Annotated in this window: 18 protein-coding genes and 1 pseudogene; 1 reads left to right on the top strand and 18 read right to left on the bottom strand. The window is 72.5% G+C overall.

Translation table 11 applies throughout. The features are described 5' to 3' along the window. Positions 1–139: 139 nt before the first annotated feature. On the bottom strand, positions 140–964 hold the full coding sequence (locus PPSIR1_RS38100) for a sigma-70 family RNA polymerase sigma factor (RefSeq protein WP_006976624.1): 825 nt from the start codon (positions 962–964) through the stop codon (positions 140–142). A 60-nt stretch (positions 965–1,024) separates the two neighbouring features. On the opposite strand from PPSIR1_RS38100, the gene PPSIR1_RS38095 reads away from it, so the two are divergent. Further along, positions 1,025–4,057 (top strand): tetratricopeptide repeat protein, encoded by a 3,033-nt coding sequence (locus PPSIR1_RS38095; protein WP_006976623.1) that lies wholly within the window; start codon positions 1,025–1,027, stop codon positions 4,055–4,057. On the opposite strand, the gene PPSIR1_RS38090 is transcribed toward PPSIR1_RS38095, so the two are convergent. The 17 genes and pseudogenes from PPSIR1_RS38090 to PPSIR1_RS50580 all read right to left on the bottom strand — a co-directional run. Further along, positions 4,049–4,900 (bottom strand): hypothetical protein, encoded by an 852-nt coding sequence (locus PPSIR1_RS38090; protein WP_006976622.1) that lies wholly within the window; start codon positions 4,898–4,900, stop codon positions 4,049–4,051. The genes PPSIR1_RS38095 and PPSIR1_RS38090 overlap by 9 nt on opposite strands. A gap of 34 nt (positions 4,901–4,934) precedes the next feature. Further along, positions 4,935–6,167, bottom strand: coding sequence for a hypothetical protein (locus PPSIR1_RS38085; RefSeq protein ID WP_006976621.1), 1,233 nt, complete (start codon positions 6,165–6,167; stop codon positions 4,935–4,937). Then, positions 6,164–7,882: a hypothetical protein gene (locus tag PPSIR1_RS38080; protein ID WP_006976620.1), complete on the bottom strand. Its 1,719-nt coding sequence runs from the start codon at positions 7,880–7,882 to the stop codon at positions 6,164–6,166. The genes PPSIR1_RS38085 and PPSIR1_RS38080 overlap by 4 nt, the downstream gene beginning before the upstream one ends. Positions 7,883–7,901: 19 nt before the next feature. Next, positions 7,902–9,236 carry a hypothetical protein gene (locus PPSIR1_RS45040; RefSeq protein WP_006976619.1) on the bottom strand — a complete coding sequence of 445 codons (1,335 nt, stop codon included), beginning with the start codon at positions 9,234–9,236 and terminating at the stop codon, positions 7,902–7,904. Further along, the gene (locus PPSIR1_RS38070) at positions 9,236–9,799 is read right to left on the bottom strand and encodes a hypothetical protein (RefSeq protein WP_006976618.1); all 564 of its coding nucleotides are present in this window, start codon (positions 9,797–9,799) and stop codon (positions 9,236–9,238) included. The genes PPSIR1_RS45040 and PPSIR1_RS38070 overlap by 1 nt, the downstream gene beginning before the upstream one ends. Positions 9,800–9,823: 24 nt before the next feature. Continuing rightward, positions 9,824–12,163, bottom strand: coding sequence for a hypothetical protein (locus PPSIR1_RS38065; protein ID WP_006976617.1), 2,340 nt, complete (start codon positions 12,161–12,163; stop codon positions 9,824–9,826). 7 nt (positions 12,164–12,170) lie between these two features. Continuing rightward, positions 12,171–13,721 carry a baseplate J/gp47 family protein gene (locus PPSIR1_RS38060; RefSeq protein ID WP_006976616.1) on the bottom strand — a complete coding sequence of 517 codons (1,551 nt, stop codon included), beginning with the start codon at positions 13,719–13,721 and terminating at the stop codon, positions 12,171–12,173. Beyond that, on the bottom strand, positions 13,711–14,136 hold the full coding sequence (locus tag PPSIR1_RS38055) for a contractile injection system sheath initiator (RefSeq protein ID WP_006976615.1): 426 nt from the start codon (positions 14,134–14,136) through the stop codon (positions 13,711–13,713). Before PPSIR1_RS38055 ends, PPSIR1_RS38060 begins: the two co-directional genes overlap by 11 nt. Further along, positions 14,133–14,342: a hypothetical protein gene (locus tag PPSIR1_RS50585; protein WP_006976614.1), complete on the bottom strand. Its 210-nt coding sequence runs from the start codon at positions 14,340–14,342 to the stop codon at positions 14,133–14,135. Before PPSIR1_RS50585 ends, PPSIR1_RS38055 begins: the two co-directional genes overlap by 4 nt. A 2-nt stretch (positions 14,343–14,344) precedes the next feature. After that, a complete protein-coding gene (locus PPSIR1_RS38050) occupies positions 14,345–14,782 on the bottom strand; it encodes a hypothetical protein (protein WP_006976613.1) in 438 nt (145 codons plus the stop codon). Between the two features lie 7 nt (positions 14,783–14,789). Beyond that, positions 14,790–15,428: a phage baseplate assembly protein V gene (locus PPSIR1_RS38045; protein WP_006976612.1), complete on the bottom strand. Its 639-nt coding sequence runs from the start codon at positions 15,426–15,428 to the stop codon at positions 14,790–14,792. Between the two features lie 91 nt (positions 15,429–15,519). Next, positions 15,520–17,577 (bottom strand): hypothetical protein, encoded by a 2,058-nt coding sequence (locus PPSIR1_RS38040; RefSeq protein ID WP_006976611.1) that lies wholly within the window; start codon positions 17,575–17,577, stop codon positions 15,520–15,522. Between the two features lie 63 nt (positions 17,578–17,640). Next, positions 17,641–18,237 carry a hypothetical protein gene (locus PPSIR1_RS38035; RefSeq protein ID WP_006976610.1) on the bottom strand — a complete coding sequence of 199 codons (597 nt, stop codon included), beginning with the start codon at positions 18,235–18,237 and terminating at the stop codon, positions 17,641–17,643. After that, a complete protein-coding gene (locus PPSIR1_RS38030; RefSeq protein ID WP_006976609.1) occupies positions 18,234–18,776 on the bottom strand; it encodes a hypothetical protein in 543 nt (180 codons plus the stop codon). Before PPSIR1_RS38030 ends, PPSIR1_RS38035 begins: the two co-directional genes overlap by 4 nt. Continuing rightward, a complete protein-coding gene (locus PPSIR1_RS38025) occupies positions 18,773–19,660 on the bottom strand; it encodes a hypothetical protein (RefSeq protein WP_006976608.1) in 888 nt (295 codons plus the stop codon). Before PPSIR1_RS38025 ends, PPSIR1_RS38030 begins: the two co-directional genes overlap by 4 nt. A gap of 2 nt (positions 19,661–19,662) precedes the next feature. After that, a complete protein-coding gene (locus PPSIR1_RS38020) occupies positions 19,663–20,703 on the bottom strand; it encodes a hypothetical protein (protein ID WP_006976607.1) in 1,041 nt (346 codons plus the stop codon). An 11-nt stretch (positions 20,704–20,714) separates the two neighbouring features. Next, positions 20,715–21,145: pseudogene (locus tag PPSIR1_RS50580) on the bottom strand (hypothetical protein); the annotation flags it as partial.

The following is a 21,145-nucleotide window of genomic DNA, read 5'->3' as shown; positions in this document are numbered from 1 at the left end:
CCCTCCCCCGCGCCGGCAAAGCCGTCACGGGTCCCCCTCCCCGGCGGTCGGGCTGCCGCCCTCCGGTCCGCGGAGTTTGGGTGCTCAAAAATCAGGGAGTGCAGGGGTGCAGGGATGCAGGGATGCAGGGATGCAGGGATTAGCCGCCGAGGTGGCGCTCGATCGACAGGTCGATGCGGCTGGCGATGAGCTCGAGCAGGCGCTCGAACTCCGCCCGGTCCGTGGCCAGGCGCGCGGCGAGCAAGCGGCGAGTCGTGGCCAGCAGGGTCTTGCGGGCCTTGTCGATGCGCCGCCCGACGCTCGATCGGTGCAGGGAGTAGATGCCCCCGATCTCGTCGAAGCTCAGGCCGTGGAGGTAGTGGTGGCGCAACAGGTTGCGCTGCTCGGGCTCGAGCTCGGCCATGGCCTCGGTGAACGCCCGCTCGAACTCGACGCGGAACTGCTCCTTGACCAGGCCCAGCTCCGGGCTGGTCAGGGAGGCCTCGACGTCGAGGATGGGGTCGGCCGAGTCGGCCCAGGGTCGCTCGCTGCGCTTGACGCTGGTCGCCTCGCGCACGGCGATGACCCGCACCCAGGCGTCGATGGGCCCGCGCCCGGCGTAGCTGTGGATGCGCGGGGGAGCCTCGCCGGTGGCCACCAGCAGCTTGGTGCGCACGCGCTGCTTGATGTCGTCGATGAAGGTCGACGAGGGATCCAGGCGAGCGAGCACGGCGTCGAGGGTCTCGATGCAGCGGGCGTCGAAGCGCTCGAGGGCCTCGCCATCATGGGCGGCGCAGCGCTGGGCGAGGTAGAGGTCTGCGAGCACCTCGGCGCTCACGGGGCCCGTCCCTTCGCGGCGGCGCAAGGTGTCGAACAGGGCGTCCAGATCGACCAGGGGCGCCCCCCAGCTGTCCGTGAGTGCCTCGACGGCGCGCGCGAGCGAGGGCTCGTCGAGGTCCGGCGGCAGACGGCTTTGCGCGGTCAAGGTCGCCGAGTATACACACACTCTCTGGCGCTTTTTTGAGTCATTAGTCCGTCGCCGATCATGTCCAAGCTCGACGAGTCCACCATCGCCGCCTACCTCGACGGCGCCCTCGAGCCGGACGAGCGCGCGGCCGTCGAGGCGGCCCTCGATCGCGATCCGGAGTGGCTCGCGGTCGTGGCCGTGATCGCGCGGCGGCGCCAGACCGAGGCCGAGGGCGTCGGGCCAGCGCCGACCCCCACCGCGGGCGGGGAGCCCTGCTCGCCTTCGAAGCGCGCCGGGATCAGCCCCGGCACCCGCGTGGGTCGCTTCGAGGTCCTCCGGCGCATCGCCACGGGCGGCATGGGGGTGGTCCACGAGGCCTGGGACGCGACCCTCGAGCGCCCGGTGGCCTTGAAGATCGCCCTGAGCCCGCCCCGGGATGATCGAGCCCGGGAGCGGCAGCTGCGGGAGGCCCGGACCCTCGCCCAGCTGTCGGCGCCCAACGTGGTCTCGGTGTTCGACGCGGGCGAGCACGCCGGGCGGATCTACGTGGCCATGGAGAAGCTGTCCGGGCCGAGCCTGCGCGCGCACCTGGCCGCGGCTCAACAAGACGGCGGGCTCGGGGTCGAGGCGATCGTGCGCCTGTTCATCGAGGCGGCGCGGGGGCTGGTCGCGGCCCACGAAAAGGGCATCGTCCACCGCGACTTCAAGCCGGACAACGTCATCGTCGAGGCCGACCGGGTGGTGGTCGTCGACTTTGGGCTGGCCCTGCGCGCCGAGCTCGGCGGCGAGGGCTCGGGCGCCGTCGAGCTCAGCCAGACCGACCAGCCCGGGGGGACCCCGGCCTACATGGCCCCGGAGCAGCGCCGCGGCGAGGCCGTGACCGCGCGCAGCGATCAGTACAGCCTGTGCGTGGCGCTGGACGAGGCCCTCGCCGCGACCAAGGCCTCGATCGCGCCGCGGCTGCGGGCCGCGATCGCCCGCGGGCGGGCCGAGGACCCCAAGGCGCGGCACGAGGATCTGGCCGCGCTCATCGCTGCCCTCGAAGCTGCCCTCGCGCCGCCGCGTTGGCGCTCGCGGGCGCTGCTCGGCGTGCTCGCGCTCGGGGTCCTGGCCGGAGGAGCGTCGATGATGATCCCGCAGGCCGACGGCGGCGTGGCGGCGACCCTGCCTCCGCAGCTGTGCGCGGCGGCGAACGAGGACCTCGACTCGATGTGGAGCGAGGCCGCGAAGGCGCGCCTGGCCGCCGGCTTGCGCAGCCACGACAAGGACTACCTCGACGCCATGGTCGAGCCCCTGGCCGCGGCCGTCGACGTCCACGTCGAGGCGCTCGAGGACGGTCGCGTCCAGGCCTGCTTTGCCCGGGAGCTCGGCCTCGACGCGGCCCCGCTCGCGGCCAAGCGCAGCGCCTGCCTCGATCGGCGCCGAGCTTCGCTGGAGAATTTCCTGGCCTTCGACTGGGCGGCCGCGGAGGAGGCCGAGGCGGCCCGCAGCTTCGCGGCGCTGGGCTCCCTGGGCCCGGCCCAGTCCTGCGAGGACCCCGAGCGCTTGCGCCTGGCTCCGCCGCAGCCGGCCGACCCGGACACTCGGGCGGCCGTCGCCGAGCTGCGCCGGGGCCTGGACGAGGTCGAGCTGCTCCACGCGGCCCGGCGCCTGGACTCGGCGCGCGAGAGGGGCGAGGCCCTCGTTCAGCAGGCCGAGGCCCTCGGCTACGCCCCCGTGCTCGCCGAGCTGCGCTCGGAGCTGGGCTGGATCGCCACGACGGCCGACGACCACGAGCGCGCGAACCGAGAGCTCGACGCCGCCTTGTTGCTCGCCGAGGCGAACGACTACGACCTGCTGGTCGCCCAGCTGTGGATCCGCAAGCTGTGGGCGGTGGGCTACATCCAGGCGGACCTCGAGGCCGGGCGGGAGGCGGGGGAGCACGCCGAGGCCTGGCTGCGACGGCTGGGCTCGCCCCAGTCGCTGCGCTTCGACTACTACAACCACCGCGCGTGGTTCGAGGAAGGCGCAGGGGAGACGGCGGCCTCCATCGCGGACTTCGAGGCCAGCCTCGAGTTCGCCGAGGACGATCACACCCGCGCCATGGCGCACAGCGGGCTCGGGGCCGCGCTGCTGCAGGCCGGCGAGCTCGAGCAGTCCGCGGCCCACATGCGCGAGGCCTCCGAGGCCTTCGCGGGGCTGCTCGGCCCCAGGCACCCCGACACGGCCAAGGCTCGCAACGGCCTCGCCGCGCTGGTCCGGGCCCTGGGCAAGGCCGAGGAGGCGCGGGAGCTGTTCGAGCTCAACCGCGCCGTGTTCGTGGAGGCCTACGGCGAAGACCACGAGCTCGTCGCCAAGACCGACTTCAACCTCGCCGTGCTCGCGGGCGACCTCGGCGATCACCAGGTCAGCTTCGAGCGCGCGCGCTCGGCCGCGGACAAGCTCACCGCGAGCCTCGGCGAGACCCACCCCGTCGTGCTCCAAGCGCGCGGCCTCGAGGCCAGCGCCCTGGCGCTGACCGGCGAGGGCGAGGCCGCCATCCACCTCATGCGCGACGTGCTCGAGAGCCAGCGCCGCGCCCTCGGCCCGGACAACCCGGGGCTGGCGGCCACCCACCACAACCTCGGCGTGGCCCTGGCCAACGAGGGGCTCCACGCCGAGGCCCTCGTCGAGTACGAGCGCGCCGTCGAGCTGCTCGAGTCCGGCAAGGACGAGGACCACTACGAGCTCGGCACGGTGCTGGTCAACTACGGCCTGGCCCACGAGGAGCTCGGCCGCGAGGGCGAGGCCGAGCGGGCCTACCGGCGGGCCCTCGAGGTCTCGGAGGGGACCATGGGCGAGCCCGAGGCCCGCAGCCGCCTGGGCCGGGTGCTCATCGCCCGGGGCCGCGGGGACGCGGGCATCCAGGAGCTCGAGCGCGCGCTGGAGCTGCACCGCGAGCAGGACCCGGGCGGCGTGTTCGTGGCCCAGACGGCCTACAACCTGGGCAAGGCGCTGTGGTCCGAGCGCAGCGCGCAGCGGCCCCGGGCCGTCGCGCTGGTGGAAGAGGCCGTCGAGCTCTACGACGACTTCGGCGACGAGGTCAGCGCGAAGGATGCCCGGGCCTGGCTCGCCGAGCGCGGTCTACGTTAGCCCGGCGAAGGCGCCCGGGAAGTCGCCGGGGTCGCCTCCGTGGGCCCACGGCCAGTCCGCCGGCGGGACCTGGTTGTTGGCCTGGTCGTCGTAGGGCACGGTCAGCCAAAAGGGGACGACGAAGCGGCCCCCGGCGACGCTCGTCGCCCCGGCGACGCTCGCCTCGCTGCGTCCGAGGGCCGGACTGAGCGGACCCACGAACTCCCCCTCGACGATGAGCCGCGCGGCGAGCAGGGCGGAGCGGCCGTTCGCCGCGACGGCGGCGAACAAGCGCAGGCTGAGCTCGTGGAGGGCCGCGGGGCGAGGCTCCCACACGAGGGCGTCGTCGACCTGCGCGGCGACGCCGTCGAGGCTCAGGGTCTGGAGGGCGAAGGGCTGCGCGGCCTCGGCGACGAGGGGGCCGCCCAGGGGCGTGGGCGCGTCGAGCTCGACGCGGCAGCATCGGCGCAGCTGGGCGGCCGTGGGCGCGCCCAGGCCCGTGAAGCTCAGCCGGACCCCGTAGCGCAGCAGCCCGACGTCGAGCTCGAGGTCGGGCTCGAGGGGGAGCTCGGTGTCCGGGGCGCTGCGGGCTTCGATGAGCGTGAGCGCGGCGGTCGAGGGGGCGAGGGTCGTGGCCAGGGCCAGGTCGCCCTCGAGCTCCCCGAGCTGATCGCCGAGGGCCGTGAGGCTGGCGTCGAGCTCGGCCTGCGCGCTCTGGAGGCCCCCGATCGCCGACGCGTTGACGTCGGCGCCCTGCTGGGCCGTGTTGATGTCCGTGCGCGCGAACACCTGGAGGTTGTTCCAGTCCTCGCTGCGGATGGTGTCGCCGGGGATCTTGCTGATGTAGGGGTCGTTGCTGGCCATGGGGTGCTCCGGCGAAAGGTCCGAGTCGCTGCGCTCAGGTCGCGCTGAAGTCGGCGAGGGTCAGGCTGCTCATCGCCGAGCCCTTGAGCAGGATCTGCAAGGTCAGGAGCTCGGCGTGGAGCGAGGCCGCGTAGGCGGGCCCGTGGTCGAGCATCACCGCGAGGGTCTCGACGTCCTGGTTGATCAGGGTCGTGAGGCTCGGGACCAGGGCGCTCGCCGGCAGCTCGGGGAGGTGCGGGAAGGCGAGCACGAGCTTGGCGCGCTGGCGCAGCTCGCCGATCTTGACCTCGGTGACGTTGACGAGCTCGTCGACGATCGACGGGATGTCGAGCTCGGCGAGGGCGGCGATGGTCGTGACCGGCGGGGTGAAGCCGTCGAGGTCGCTGAGCACGGAGGTGGAGACCGTGAGCAGCAGGGCCGGATCGTCGGACTCGATCGGGCGCGGCCCGACGACGAGGGGCGGGTCCTCGCCGCTGATGACGAAGGCCTCGGGCTCGAGGGGCTCGCCGTCGGCGTGGTTCACGGACACCTGGCCCTCGATGGACTCGATGACCCCGACGCTCGGCGGCTCGCCCTTGGCCACGAGCACGTCGAGCTCGCCGCGCAGGGTCAGGGTGGCCTTGAACTCGAACAGGTTGGCGCTCGCAATGTGCTGACGCTCGACGCTGTCGAGCCACACCCGCGGCTTGCGGACGCGCAGCTGCACGCTGACGCCGGGGGCCGCGGCGGTCTCGAGGTTGGGCAGCTCGACGAGCTCGGCGAGGGCGACCTGCAGGGCGACGGCCAGGTGGGCGTCGGCGTCGTCGCTGTCGTTGTTCCACGCGCTGATCTCGAGGGTGAGGGCGCAGGGGCGGCGGCGCTTCCAGCCCGCGGCCGCGTCGCCGCGCAGGCGGGCCCGGACCCCCGGGTTGGCGGCCGCGGGGGCCTGGTAAAAGCGGATGGTCCGATCGTCGAGGAAGTAGGCGTCGCCGCGGGCGGCCGTGTAGCCCGGGGGCGCCTCGACCTCGATGAGCTCGCCCGTTTGGGCCTCGGGAATTTCGAAGTCCAGGGCGACCCCGTCGGCGTCGAAGTCGACGAGGCTCAGCAGGTGGGCCTCCTCGTCTCCGGGGGGATCGTCGGCGGGGGGCTGGACCTCGAGGGCGGTGGCGTGCACGACGACGCCGTTGCCCGAGGGGTCCCAGGGCCCCGCGACGACGGTCAGGCCACCGGGCAAGGCCGCGTCGATGGCAGGGCGGAGCAGGTCTTCGAGGGCGTCGAGCATGGTCAACTGCCGGGGGTGAGGGCGTCGGGGATGAGCACGTCGGGGACCACAACGTCGGGGAGGACGTCATCGACGACGACGTCGGTGTCGGCCGGCGGCGGAAGCTCGCGCCAGGTCAGGGTTGGGTTGGTGAGGGTCACCGTCGCCGCGGCCTCCGAGCTCACCCGCAGGTGGATGGCGCTCGTGGCCGAGACGGCGTCGGGATCCTCGGGTCGCCAGCGCAGCTGGCCCGAGGCGTCGGGGGTCAGCGGGATGAGGGTCTCGGCGCCGTCGTGGGCCACGAGCACGAGGCTCAGGGCGGGAGGCGTGCTCGGGCCGGCCTCGAGCGCTCGGACCCGGGTCAGGCCCCAGCTCGTCGGGTTGCGAGCCTCGCGGCTGAGCCACGCGCCGCCGGTCCCCGTGTCGTTGCGTCGGTAGTGCGGGGGTCCGACGACAGCAGGGTCGCGGGGCTCCCCGAGCAGCCAGACCAGCTGCCCCGAGTCGAGGTGCGCGACGAGCCAGGCGGGGCCCTCGAGGACCACCGGCGCCTCGAAGTCGACGCTCAACCACCGCGGGACCGCGCGGGTCCCCTCGGGGTTGTCGAGCGCGAAGCTCCCGCGCGCGAGCAGCTCGCCCGCTGGCGCGCCGTCGAGGTCGGCGATGAGCTCGACGCGCCCCGCCGCGGTCGGGCTCAGGGCGCGGGTTCGCAGCGCGACGCCGACGAGCTCGCTGGCGTCGGCCGTGGGCAGGGTCAGGCGCTGCGCGGCGTCGAACAGGGGCTCGACGAGCTCGCCGAGGCCTTCGCGCAGCTGCTCCGGGTCGGGGTCGAGGACCAGGCGCTCGCGCACGGGCTCGAAGCCGAAGTCCAGCTCGAGCGAGCGCAGCTGGGCCAGAGGCGCGTCGTCGTCATCCGGGCGTTTGAACAGGGGAAGCTCCGCGCTGCCGCCAAAGTCGAGGGCCAGGGTCTGGCTGGTCTCGCCGTCCGCGAACTCCCGGGCGATGCGATCGCGGACGAAGGCCCACTGCAGCCCGACGAAGCCGGCCACGCCCGCGCCCACGCTCAAGGCGATCTCGACCTCGCTCAGGACCTCGAGCTCGAGCTGCTCGCGCAGGGTCTCGAGCAGCTTGGGCAGCGCGACGCTGGCCGCGGGCAGGCCCGCGTGGGTGAAGAAGGCCCGCTTGGGCTCGACGGCGACCTCGAAGTCCTTGGCCTCGCGGCCAAAGTCGAGGACCGGGTTGCCCGTCAAGGACACGCTCGTGAAGGTGTTGGTGAGCACGCTCTCCGCCCCGGTCTCGACGAACTCGAGCATGACCCGGTCGGCGACGGCGTCGGGGAAGCTCAGGGCGACGGTGGTCTCGGTGTCCGGGACCGCGGCCCCGGTGGGTCCGGGCGGCGTGTACCACTGGCTCGCGCCCCGGGCGATGCGGACGCGAACGCCGAGCGCCGCGGCCCCCGAGGTGAAGCTCGGGGCGATCGACTCGAGGGTCCGCGCGCTCCCCCAGTCGACGCTGATCCACTGAATGTTAGCGAGCGAGTCGCCCTGGTCCGTGGCGAAGCTCGGGGCGCTCGCAAAGCTGGGCTCTTGGTCGCCCGCGGCCGGGCTGAGCGACAGGGTCGCCACCGCCAGCTCCTCGTCCGCGCCCAGGCGCACGACCAGGCGCGCGCCCTCGCCGTCGAGGAGGACGGTCTGGGCGGCGCCGGGCGTCGCAGATACGGGCGCGTCGTCGAGCAGGACTTCCATGGCGCAGGGTTCCGGGCTCTTAGGGCGCGGGGATGGGCGTGGTGCTGACGTTGGCGAGCGTGGGGTCGAGGCTGCCAGGGTCGACAGTCAGCTGGTGGTTCTCGGCGTAGTTCGGCGTCAGGCCAACGGTCCGGGCTCGGATCGTGGCGTCGACGAGCACGACGTTCGAGTTGTAGAAGGGGGGGAAGAGGGTGATCCCCCACAGCCGGATCTGCCGGGCCGAGTTGGAGAAGAGGGGGATGCGGCGAGTCACCCGTACTTGCCGACCCCACACGCCCTCGGTCCCGATCGACGCCAGGGAGCCCAGGGGGGGAGGCGCCTGCAGCCCGCCAATGCCGATGCCCACGTAGCCGGAGCCGCGCAAGGTCGCGGTGGCCTCGACCTCGAGCTCCAGGCGCGAGAAGCCGAGGGCGGGGTCGAGATGGACCACGGGGGGGCTGGCGAGCCCGGTCTCGGGGTGGATGGTCCCGAGGGGGCGGAGCATGGCGGAGGACAGGTGCTGGCTGTAGTTGGGGGCGACGCTCTGCGCGGAGGTGAACAAGGTGCGCGGGGACTGGCCGGGGATGGGGTTTTGGCCGGCCTCCTTGAGCTGGTCGAGCACCTCCTGGGGCATGGTCGAGATGGCGAACAACAGGTTGGGGTAGGCGGTCTTGGTTTCCGTGTAGACCTGCCACAGATCGTTCGTGGCCTCGAGAGCCGGGCCGATGTGATCGTCGGTGACGCCGGCGCGCTGGAGGGTGCGCGAGAGGCTCGGGTTGTCGAGCTTTTCGTAGATGCCCTCGGCTCCGCTGGTCACGACGAGGCTGGGGTCGAGAACGCGGCTGAGGATGAGCAGCGCCCGGCGCTCGAGAGCGCCGAGGTTTCCGTAGATATCTTCCGCGTTTTGGAAGGCTTCGCCGAGCTCCTCTCCCGAGGGCTGCTCGAGGTTGATGGGCGCCCCGTCGAACTGCCAGCTCCAGTCGAGGTCGACCTCGTCGAAGACCGGCCGGAGGCGGTGGCCTGCGACCTCGAGGGACGCGCTCGACAGGCTGCCCAGGGGCTGGGCGAGCTTGGCGGTCGTGACCGCCCCGTTGGCGATCTTGGCCGTGGTCACGGAGTCGTCGTCGGGGGTCCCGCCGCCGCCGCCGAGCTCCAAGTTGGGGTCGAGCTTCTCGGCGGTGATGGTCCCGTCGGCGATCTTCTCGGCGGTCACGGCCCCGTCGGCGAGGGCCGCGGTCCCGAGCTGCACGCCCTGGTCGCCGCCGCTGTGGTCGTGGCTGCGGACCTCCTCGCGCCCGTCGATCTGGATTTGATTCCAGTCGGCCGCGCGAATCAGATCGTTGGGGTTCTTGGGGATGAAGGGGGTGGCTGGCATCAGAACATGACCTCCCAGGTCAGCGTCATTTGAAGTTCGGGGTTCTTGGTGATCGGGCCGCCAAAGACGACGTGGTTGTAGAGGACCTCGCCCTCGCTGGGGTCCTCCGACTCGGGGTCGGGGGAGGCGACGAGCTTGGTGATGACCAGCCCGGCTTCGCGCAGGGTCAGCACGGGTCCGCTCAAGTTAGTGGGCAACACCGCGCTGATCGCCGTGGTCGCGCGCGGCGTGGTGTCGACCTCGCTGGTCGGGACCTCGGTGATTCCGCCCAGGTCCGTGGGCACGCGCAGCAGCTCGGCGTAGAGCTCGGTGTTGCTCGGGTCCGCGGCGGTGGGGTAGGGCGCGGGCGGGTTGTCCGTGGGCTCGGCGGGCACGCGGGTTCCGCCGACGGCGAGCTCGACCTTGGCGATGCCGAGGGTCACGCCCGTGAGCAGCTCGGCCAGCAGGGTGCGGCCGCCGGTGGTCACGAGGTTTTGCTCCCAGCGATCTTCGACGACCTCGCCCGTGGCGGGGTTGAACAGGCGCAGGCGCAGGCGGCCGGTGGGGGTGTGGACGAGTCGCATTGCTTGGGAACTCCGGGGCGTGGGTCAGCCGAACACGGCGTTGTTGAAGGTCGGGGGCCCGTCCCATTCGCCGACGGGCTGGTCGGCGAAGGTGGCCTCGTTGAAGGAGCTGTGGTTGAGCAGGGGGCCCAGGTTGCTGCCCTGGCCCGAGAGCAGGCTGTGGTCGAAGCGGGTCGCGTCGAAGATGCCCAGGTCGGCGCCCTGGTCCGTGAACAGGCTGTGGTCGAAGAGCGTGACGTTGTGGACACCCACGAACGCGGAGGCGTCGCTGGGCTCGAGGGCTTCGCTGAAGGTGGCCGCGAGGTCGAGCTGGATCTCGGGCTCGACGCTGGGGAAGGCGCGCAGGTCGAGGCCCTCGAAGGACACGCTGGGCTCGAGGGCTTCGACGATGGGCGGCAGGGCGAAGTCGATGAGCGGGTAGACGCCGGCCGGGCGCACGCGCTCGATCATCGCGCGCATGTAGACGTCGGCGCCGGCGCCCATGGCCGCGATCACGGCGGGCTCGAGGGGCACGCGGACCCGAAAGCGCGCCGGCGGTCGGGTCCACCAGCGCAGCTCGAGCGCCACCTTGGTATTGGCGGCTTCGAAGTCTGGCTCGGCCTCGAGGTCCAGGCCGAGGGCGAGGGCCGCGTACTCGGGCTCGTCCTCGTAGTCGGTCAGCAGCGAGGTCAGGGCCGCCTTGGCGAGGGGCTGGTAGGTCCAGTCGTTGGTCCCCGGCTGCAGCCTGGGGCTGGTGATGCGCAGCTGGGTGTCGGCGAAGTGGGTGAGCGTCGGGGTCGAGGTGGGGGCGGGCTCGTCGAGGTAGACGTTGTCGTAGCTGCCCTCGTCGAACAGCGCGGGGTCGGCCGCGTCGCTGTAGCGGACCTGATCGAAGCGGGGCCCCGCGGCGAACAGGGTGTTGGCGACGGTCTCGAAGCCCCCGCCGCCCGCGCTGCCGCGGCGGATCCACACCCGCGGCGGCAGCTGGGCCTCGCCGCCCGGCGGGTCGACCCAAAACTGCTGGTGCCGGGGCAGGGCGGGGTCGTGGTCGCTGGCGGGGCGCACGGTCAGCTCGTCGCCGGGCCCGAGGATGGTCGGGACCACGACCTCGTCTCCGGTCGTCGAGCTGCGGAAGCTGGGCACGACCCGGGTCTCCGGATCGGCGTCCTCGGGCACGCGCAGGATGATCTCCGGGCGGGCCGAGAACAGGCTGTCGTTGCGCACGCGCAGGCTCCGACCGCCGCCCTCGGCGTAGGGCTCGAGGCGGCTGCGCACGAGCGTGGCCCGGGTGCGCGGGTTGTCGGTGATCGTGGCCTGCATCGTGGCCTCGTCGCGCAGCGGGCAGGTGCTGCCCGGGGGCGGGGTCCCGCCGCCTCGGCACACGGCGCAGCGCGAGAGGCTCTTGGGCGGCAGGCCGTAGCCGCGGGTGGAGTCGGGGTCGGGCCGCTCGGTGATCGGGCAGGGCTCGGCGTGCAGGGAGGTGAGCACCGCGGCGAGCATCACCTTGGGCGTGGCCAGGCCCTCGGTGAGCATGGGCGCGAGGATGCGGACGCGGCTGCGGTAGGCCTCGGCGTCGGTCTCCCAGGGTTGGCGGCGCAGGTCGAGGGCCGCGCCGAGGTGCTCGAGGGGCTCGGGCGGCCGCACCATGGACACCTTGGGCAGGGCCGGGCTGCTCGCGCCGCTGAAGCCGAGGCTGTCGCTGAGGATCTGGTCGACCGCGCTCCGGTAGCTCGAGTCGTCGAGGGGGCCGCGGACGATCACCACGGCGATGAAGGCCCCGGCGGGGGCGATGGCGGCCTCGAAGGCCTCGCCCGGGAGCAACCACCGGGCCCACAGGCGCTTGACCCTCAGATCGGGCTCGTCGGGCGCCGGCGGGTCACCCTCGGCGCTCAGCGTGCTGGCGCTCGGAGCCTGGGTCAGGGTCGCGACGCCGAGGGGGGCGAGCAGGGCCTGCAAGCGCGCGAGCATGGCCGCTTCGTCGGCGAAGTCCGCGGGCTCGGGGGCCACGAGGCGCTCGCCCACGAGCACCCGCGGGCTCTGAGACAGGGCGCGCACGGGGCCCCGAGGCTCGGGAGCCAAGACCCTGGCGACGCGCAGCTGGGTGGCCTCGGCGTCGAGGATGGCGGCCTCGCGGAGGATGGCGGGCACGCGCTCGTCGAGCACCCAGCGATCGGGGACGGCGACCTGGACCGCGCGCCTTGGGCCTGCGGCCGTGGCCAACCACTTGTCGCGCAGCGCTCGCTCGATCGCGAAGTCGGCGTCGCGCAGCTCGTCGGCGAGGACCTCGAGCACGACCCCGAGGGCGCTGGTCTCGGGGTCGACCGCGTAGTTGCGCGGGAGCAGGCCGCGCAGGCGGTCGTGGCGAGTTCGGTCTTCGGTGGCCATGGCGCGCTCAGTCCTCGGCTTCGAAGAGGTGGACGTTGCGGATCTCGATGCGCTCGCGGATCACGAAGGTCGTGTGCTCGCTGGCCGCGGGGTCGTCGGCGACGGTGACGACCCGGCCGTCGCGGGCGTGGAGGATCACGAAGCGCAGGGAGCCCGAGTCGAGGTCGGCGACGCCGTCGAGGCGGGTGCTCAGCTCGTTCCAGCTGACGCTCACGGGGTTTTGCAGGGCCTCGGCCGGGAAGATCTTGGCCAGCTCCTCGCGCAGCGCCGCCTCGACGACGGCGACGTCCGAGCCGCTGGCGTGGTCGGCCTCGACGTCGATCCACACGGCCAGCTCCGGCGGCTGGAGATCGAGCTGCGGGGTCGCGTGCAGGCGGGCGCGCTCTTCGACCCCCACGAACACGCCGACGGGGGCGCTCTCGGTCCCGAGCAGGCGCGGGGCGCCGTCGCTGGTCGTCATCACGGGCGCGGCGGTCTTGCGGTCCACGGCGAGCAGCGGCCAGGTCGGGCTGACGACGAGCTCGCCGTCGTCGACGGTCTCGCTCGTGGGCAGGGCGACCTCGGCCACGGAGGGGTGCGCGGCCAGGAGGTTGCGCAGCTTGTTCCAGCGCACGCTCTCGTTGACCTCGAGCTTGGTGAAGAACTCGCGCACGATGGCCTCGAGCTCCGCGCGCAGGGCCGCCTCGGACTGGGCGTCGAGCAGGGCCTCGAGCTCGACGGTGACGCGGACCTGGATCCACACGGCCGCGGCCTGGAAGGCGTCGACGCGCACGCCCACGGGGCGCACCGCCTCGACGGCCGCTTGGGCCGCGGCGAGCTCGCCCTGGGTGAGGTCGAGGTCGCCGATCACGACCTTGACCAGCCCGGCGCGCTCGGGGTCTTCGGACACGGACACCTCGACGATGCCCAGGGCGAGCACGGCCCGCTCGATGGCCGAGACCGTGGCGCTGCGGCCCCCGCGGATGGCCCCGAGGGCCCGGGCGCGCAGATCGTCGTCGGACTCGGGGTCCCGGCGCGGGAGCAGCACGGCGGGGTTGCTGACGGTCTCGATCCCGGGGATGGGTCGGTTCAAGATCGACAGCTTGTTGGGCTCGACGGAGGCGCCCTCGGGGACCAGCGAGCGGATCGGCACGCGCACCGAGCTTCGGCCCGCCGGGAGGGTCTCGGCGACGAGGGTCTCGAAGCCCTGCACGCCCTTGCCGGCGACCAGGGTGCCCGCGGGGATGTCGATGTCGAAGGGGGCCGGGGTCGCGCGGGCGAACACGGCGTCGCCCTCGAGCCAGCCGGCCTCGTGGCGGGCGATGCCGATGAGCTCGACCACGCGATCGAGGGCGGCGCCCGTGGCCGTCTCGAGGTAGCTGGCCTCGTAGACCGCCTCGAGCTGCTCGTAGCACACGGCCAGCTCGCGGCTGAAGGCCTCGACGAGGGTGCGCAGCACCGAGCCCTCGGTGGCGTCGTCGAGGACCACCCGGCCGCCCGCGCCCGAGCGCAGGTGCGTGAGGGTCTCGTCGACGAGGCCCGCGAAGTCCTTCTTCAGGAATGGACGGTCATCCGACATCGAGGATCACTCCAAACTCGAGCGCGGGGCCGAGGAGCTTGCGGGGGTCGGGCTCGACCAGGGCGTAGACGTCGACGGCCGAGGGGTCGTCGCGCAGCGGGGTGATGTCGAGCTCGACGATCTTCGCCACGCGGGGGTCCGAGAGGATCGCCGCGCGGACGTAGCGACGCAGGAGCTCGAGGTTGCGGCGGTTCATGGGTTCACCGATGAGCTCGTGGACGCGCGAGCCGTAGCGAGGGTGGGCGAGGCGGCCGAGCTCGCCGCGGCTGACCAGCAGGCGCATCTTGAGGGCCTGCACGAGGTTCTCGCGGCTGTCGGTGGTCGCGAGCTCAGCGCCGGCCAGGGCCAGATCGACGAGGCCGTCGTCGCGGAACTCGAGCAGCAAGTCCGCGTGGGGACGATCGCTGGCGCTCACATCAACCTCCCGGGGGCGGCGGAGGCCCCTGGCGGGCAGGCGATGCCGGGGGCGACCTGGGCCTGCTGGACCAGCTGATCGAGGGCGCCGGCCCAGGTCTCGGCGATCGCCGCGGCGAGGTCGCCCTGGTTCTCGCCGGTCAGCTGGGCGGCGGCGAGCAGGCCCTGGACGATGGGCTCGAGCGTGCCTTTTTGCGGGGCGGGCATGGCTACATCAAGCTCCCGGGCGCGCTGGTCACCATGCCCGCCACGGCGATGCCGGGCGCGACCATGACCTGGGCGCAGAACAGAGTCAGGCCGATCTCGCAGGTGTCGGCGAGGACCTTGGCCAGGTCGGGGATGTACTCGCCCTCGAGGCCGGCGTCGCGCAGGGCCGCGTTGGCCAGGGCCTCGATCTGCGCGGCCCCGGGCCCGCCGGCGGGCGGCGGCAAGAGCATGCCTGGGCCCGCGGTGCTGCCCGACCCGCTCGTGGGATCGACGGCGGCGGGGATGCCCGGCAAGACCTGGGTCATGGAGCTGAACAGGTCGAGGACCTGGGCGAAGAGGTCGCCCAGGGCCGTGGCCAGCTTGGGCGCGTCTTCTCCCTCGAGGCCCGCGCTCTGGATGGCGGAGCTGGCCAGGCCCTCGATCTGAGATGCGGTCGGCACGGGCACCTCAGCCTCCCTTCGCCTTGACCTTGGGGGCGCCGACCAGGGGGGCGCCGGAGTAGTAGCACTTGTGGCTGCCCTCGGTGATCACCGGGTCGCCGCCGGTCCCGAGGTTGATGGTCCCGGACGCGTCGAGGGTGCAGTCCTCGCACTCGAGCGCGACGTTGCCGGACACGGTGATCTTGAGGTCGGCCTCGCCGGCGATGGACACGTCGCCGTCCTTCTCGACGGTGATCACGTTCTTGCCCGTGGTCACGATGACCGACTGCTCGGCGTCGATCTTGATCGAGGTCTCGTCGTCGTAGGGGGCCTGGAGCACGAGCTCGTCCTCGGCGTGCTCGGGCGGGTTGGCCTCGTCGGAGTAGAGCCGGCCGACGACGATGGGCCGGTTCGGATCGCCGCCGACGTAGCTGACCAGGACCAGATCCCCGACCCGCGGCGTGCTGACCATGCCGACGTGGGGCGTGGTCATCGGGACCTTGCGCAGCTCGAGATCGGACTCGCGCAGCTGCACGCTGCACTCGTAGTTGTGGGTGTCGTCCTCGGCGTGGGCGAACACGGAGGTCACGACGCCCAGGTCGCCAAGGCGCAAGGTCGCGAGCTCGTCTCGGACGATGGCGCGGATGATGTCGACGAGGTCGGTCACGGCGTGGATGGTCGGCGGGCGGGAAGACGAGGGAAGACGAAGAAAGACGAGGGGGCGAGGCTCCGCGCTCGCGGAGCCCCGCCGGGTCCGATCAGGACGGGTCGCGCCAGGACCAGAGGATCTGGAAGTCCTCGAAGTAGGCGTCGATGTCGTAGGCCGACTGGTGGCGACCCTCGACCACCAGGCACACGGCGGAGGTGCCCGAGGTGATCTTGATGCGGTCCGTGCGGCGCAGGGTCCACAGGCGCTTGCGATCGGCGATCGCAATGTCGAGGATCGCGGCGGTCAGGCCGTGGCTGGGGAACCACTCCGTGGTCGACTTGTTGCTCGCGGCCTGGGCCGTGGGGATGTTCAGGGGCGTGAGCTGCGGGTCGTAGGTGTCGTGCAGCTCGAGGCGGATCCGACCCTGGTCGGGGTAGCCGCCGCCGTTGCGATCGCTGAACAGCGAGCGCTGCAGGGCCGAGGCCTGCATGAACAGCTCGAGGCCGGGCTCGGGCGGGCTGTCGGGGTCGAGCCAGCTGGGCAGCGCGACCCACTGGAACATGCGCGAGATGATCGGGCCGTCCTCGACCTCGGGCTGGGGCTGGCCGCCGCCGAACAGGGCGTTGCTCCCGGGGGTGCCGCTGCGTCCGGCCTCCCACGGCTCGACGTGGCGCGCCGCCCAGAAGTACTCGCCGAAGGCGGCCTCGCCCTCGGAGTAGAGCCCGCCCACGAAGCGACCGCTGGTGTCGCCGCTGGGCGGGGTGTCGCCGGCTTGGAGGTTGCGGGCGCGGGAGCGCAGGGCCACGAAGCCCCGGGCGTTGTTGGTCTCGCCGATCCAGCCTTGACCCTTGGGCCAGTTGCTCACGGCCTTGGGCAGGATGCCGCCGGGGGAGCTCGGGACCACGGCGTAGTGGTAGGGCGAGCCGGCCTTGCTCTGGATGCTGATCGCCTCGTCGTCGAAGTCCTCGGCGCCGGGGTTGATGAGCTCCAAGCGCCCGTCCATGGCGACCGCCGGCGGGACGTTGGGCGTGTCCCAGGGGAAGAGCGCCGCCGGGTCGAACTTGACCGCGCGCTTGAGGTTCTTGCGCGAGAAGTCGAGGTTGAGCAGGCGGTTGATGGTCTCGTTGTCGAGGTCGCCGGTCGCCGAGATGTCGTTGAGGAACTGGAACTTCATCAAGTTGACCCGGATGTCGCTCCAACTCGGGGAGCCCAGGGTCAGCGCCGGGTCGTTGTACTCGTGGGCCTGGAGCAGCTTGATGACGGCGTCGAGGTCGTCGTCGGCGATGTTGCGCACGCCGTTGGGCAGGTCCTCGACGATCGCGGGGTTGTGGTTGTGGTCGTAGATCTCGATGTCGCCGTTGTCGTCCTCCCACACGAGCTTGGCGCTCTGGGGCAGGTTGGAGGTGTCATCGGTCCACAGCCGGCGCAGGCCGAAGAAGCGCAGCTCGACCTCGTTGGCCTCGTCGGTGCCCAGGCCCCGGGCCTTGACGTGCTTGAGCTCGTCGTCCTTGGCCTTGACGTTGTAGGCCCACACGCACGGCCAGATCTTGCCGGTCTGGCTGATGTTGATCTGCTTCTCGGGGTCGGTGAGGTCGCCGTCGTTGGTGTCGATGGCGTTGTTGGCGTCCCGCGGGAAGTTCTCCTGGACCAGGCACATGAGCCGGTAGAACTCGTGGCCGAGGCTGCGCACGTCCTCGGGGGTGGGGATGTAGTCGAGCACGCGCTCGATGTCCTGGACGGCGCCCTGGATGTCGGACAGCACGCTGTTGATGTCCGTGGCGATGGGCGGGTCCTGGCCGTCGTTGGGGTCGTCGTCGAGGAGGGCGATGACGCCGTTTTTGAACTGGTCGTCGCCGACGGCGGAGACCATCTTGAGCACGACCTCGGCGATCGCCGCGGCGGCGTCGGTCTGGTAGAGCAGCTCCTCGAGATCGAGGGTCAGCTCGGTCAGGAAGGAGACGGACTCGGCCAGGCCCTGGACGGCATAGCCCACGCCCTTGCCGATGATCTCGTCCTTGTACTTGGCCCCGCGAGAGATGCGGACCCAACGCGGCGGCCGGCCGGGCTCCTCTTGGGTCTCGAGGGCGTGGCGGACCTTGAACACGATGTAGGCGAGGAGGGAAAAGGGGTTGCCGTCGGTGGTGACGGGTGGATCTCCAGTAGTCATGACTTCTCCTGACGAAATGGGCTTGGTGGGCTGTGAGGGACTGGTGGCTGCGCGGGGCCGGGGTCAAGGAGGGGGCGCGTCGAGCAGCTGGATGAGGGCTTGCAAGGAGCCGGTGGTGGGGGGATCGCCGTCCTCGACGGCGGCCCCGACGAGGGCCTCGGTCTCGGTGACGATCGCCGCCAAGGTCGAGCCGCTGGGGATGACCGAGGGCGGGACGAGGTCGCTGAAGTCGGTGAGCGCTCCGCCGACCTCGCCGACGACCTCGAAGTCGGAGCCCTCGACGGGGAGGTCCTCGGGCCAGTCGACGGCGCCCATGGCCTCGCCCAGGCCCTGGAGGCCGGCGCCGAGGAGCTCGATGACCGCGAACAGGGCGTCGGCCTGGGCGAGCCACACGTCGAGGTTGAGGATCGCGTCGCGCAGCCACGCGAGGATCTCGACGAGGGCGTCGAGGGTCGCGCGGATGACATCGGGGATCAGCCCGCTGTGGCCCTGGACCTGGACCAGGCGCGTCCGGAAGCGGCCGACCTCGCCCTCGCCCTCGCCCTCGGGGTCGACGTCGGTGCCCTCGACGCGGGCGCGGAACTCTCGGAGCCCGTCGAGCAGCGCCGGGAACAGCCCGTCGGGCCCTTCGGGTTGAGGCGCGTAGGCGACGGCGTTCACGGGGCGCCTCCGTCTCCGGCGCACTCGAGGCCCTCGTAGCCCGGGAGCTCGGCGTCGTCCTCGACGGTCGTCGAGAGCCGGTGAAAGTCGCGGGCCAGGCAGATCAAGCTGGTGCGCAGGGCCTCGAACTGGGCGCTGTCGACGACCAGGTTGGAGGCCACGCCCAGGGCCTGCTCGGCGTAGCCAAAGCCCGTGGCGACGGGGCCGGTTACGGTCACGGCCTGGTCCAGGCCGTAGCTCTCGAGCTCGTCGCCGGCCTCCCCGATCATCCGACCCATGGCGCCCACGAGGGGCTGGAGCATGCCGAGCAGCCCGCCGAAGGCGTCGAGCTGGACGATGGTCAGGTCGAGCTCGCCGAGGGCCACGTCGAGCTGGGCCAAGAGCCCGACGAGGGCCTCGACGCCGGTGTTGAGCAGGTCCTCGATGCCGAGCTCCGTGGCGACCCCGGGCAGGGCCTGGACCGTGTCCGTGGCGATGAGCTCGCGCAGGGCCTCGACCAGCGCCGTGGTCTTGTCGAGGATGTCGTTCACGGAGCTCACGAGGGGCCTCCCGCGAGGGGCTCGACCTCGGCGAGGGGGTCGAAGTCGGCGATGGTGTCGAGCAGGGCCTGGGCGGCGTCGGTGACCTCTTGGAGCTTGTTGATGAACTCCGGCCCGCCGACGAAGGCCTGGACCAGGGCCGAAGCTTCGCTGAGATCAATGCCGGTGATCTCTTCGAGTAGGTCGATGCCCTCGTCCGCGAGGATGCCGAGCACGTCGCCGAGGCTGTCGGCCTCGGCGAGGGCCTCGACCAGGCCCACGAACTTGTCGACGTCGACGCCGGTGAGCGCCGAGGCGAGGTGGGCGAAGTCCATGGCGTCGAGGCCCCCGAGGGCCCCGAGCACGGCCTGGGCCAGCTCGCCCACGTCGATGCGCGAGAGGAAGTCGGGGTTGCCGTCGATGAGCGCCGCGAGGGCGCCGGGGTCGTCGAGGGCTCCGCCGATCGCGACCCCCTCCTCGACGCGGCCCAGGCCGTCGGCCGCGACCTCGGCGTCGACGGCCGCGAGCGCGGCCCCTGGGGCTTCGGGCGGCTCGGTCCACTCGCGCACGCGCAGGGTGAACTCGTAGCGAAAGGCGTAGCCGGGGATCTGGTGGACCTCGAAGTCCTCGATCAGGACCTCGGTGATCTCCGAGCCCACGGCGACGTCGCCCGAAAAGCGCAGCGGGGTGCCGTCGGCGTGGGCGCTGCGCAGGGTCTCGATCTCTTCGAGGGCGACCTCGCCCAGGAGCAGCCCGCGGAGGATCAGGCGGATCGAGCCGCGGCCGAGGTCCTGGAACACGCTGCCCGTCGCGCCGACGAGGCGATGCTCGACGAGGTTGCGGCCCTCGTCGACCTCCACGCCCTGCAAGCGGGTCAGCTCGATGTCCCCGAGTTGCACGGTCACGGCTAGAACTCCAACCTCGTGAGCAGGCCGCGACCGGCGGCGAACTGGTGGTTGACCCGGCGCGCGCGCAGGGTGAGGGGCAGGGCGGGGGTGGACGCCGAGGGCAGACCCGACAGCTCGATCCACTGACCCGGCTGGATGTCCGGGCGGCCCAGGCACAGCACCTGACCGAGGACCGGGCGCAGGGCTACCAGCTGAGCCCGGGCCTGGGCGAGCTCGCTGGCGGTCTCGGCCGAGCGGACGGCGCCGTCGATGACCGTGCGCGCGAGCGGTCCGCTGCCGGGGCTGACCGAGCCCGTCGCCCCCGGCGTCGCGCCCGGGACGATCTGGGCGTCACCGGTCACGCCCGAGAGATCCGTGGGCAGCCAGTGCCCGCGATCGGAGCCGCTGCTCCCGGCCGCGCCCTCGCCCCAGACCACGTAGGAGTCCGTGGTCGCGGGGCTGGCCTGGAGCTCGACGGACAGCAGGTCTTCGCCCCACACGAGGCGGTGGTCGGCGCTCGCGGGGGGCTGGGGGCGGCGGACGTGGACCTTGCCCTCGGCGTCGCTGCCCAGCTCGGCGCCGATGAGCTCGGCGAGGCGCTGGATGTGGCGCAGGGCTCGGGGCCCGCGGTGGACGACGTAGCTGGGGAAGGTCGGGCCGTCCTCGACCTCGCCTGGGGTGGCGCCGGCCTGGTCGATGAGATCCTTGATGATGAAGCCGGCGGAGACCTCCTCGTAGGCCGCCTCGACCTCGGCGCGCGCGAGCTTGGCGAGCTCGTCTCCGGCGGCGATCCACAGGGCGTCGGCGCGGCGGTCGATCTGCTCGACGGATCCGGTGAACACGGTCTGCGCCCCGTCGCCGGCGTCGAGCTCGACGTGCACGGCGTCCTCGAGGGCGACCTCGACCCAGCTGGGGTCGCCCAGGTGCAGGCGGCAGCGTCCCCCCGCTCCGCCCACGCCGACCTCGCTGTCGACGGCGAGCAGCGGGCGGCTCTGACCTCGGTCGACGCCCGAGCTGCCGAAGCTGAGCGAGCCGATGGTGGCGCTGTAGGCGATGGCCATGGTGGGTGCTCTCAGACCTCGATGCCGTGGCGTCGCGCGGCGTTGCGCAGGACCGTGGTGAGGCTGCGCTCGAGGTCGGGGTCGAGGGGGTCGAGGGGGGACGCGGGGGTTGAGGCTCGGGGGCTGCTCGTTGCTGCGGTCGGGGTGGGGGCGTCGCGGCGCGAGCGAGACGGTGCGCTGTCCCGTTCCTGCGGGGTCGAGGGCTCGGGGAGACGCGGGAGGACGCGCAGGCTCGGCGCGGGATCTTGGAGCGGTGGAGCGCCGTTTTGCTCGAGGGCGGCGAGGCGGGGATGGGTGGCGCGAATGGAGGGCGCGCTTCGACGGGCGGGCTGCGGTTGGAGTCCGGGGTGGGGGTCGGCGACGCGGTGGACCACCGCGGGGCCTTGGGCTGCTTCGGAGGTCTGGCCCGGGGTCGGGAGCTGCCGCGGCGCTGGCTGGGCGG

The organism is Plesiocystis pacifica SIR-1 (assembly GCF_000170895.1).
Taxonomy (GTDB): domain Bacteria; phylum Myxococcota_A; class Polyangia; order Nannocystales; family Nannocystaceae; genus Plesiocystis; species Plesiocystis pacifica.
This window is presented reverse-complemented; position numbering and strand designations above follow the sequence as displayed.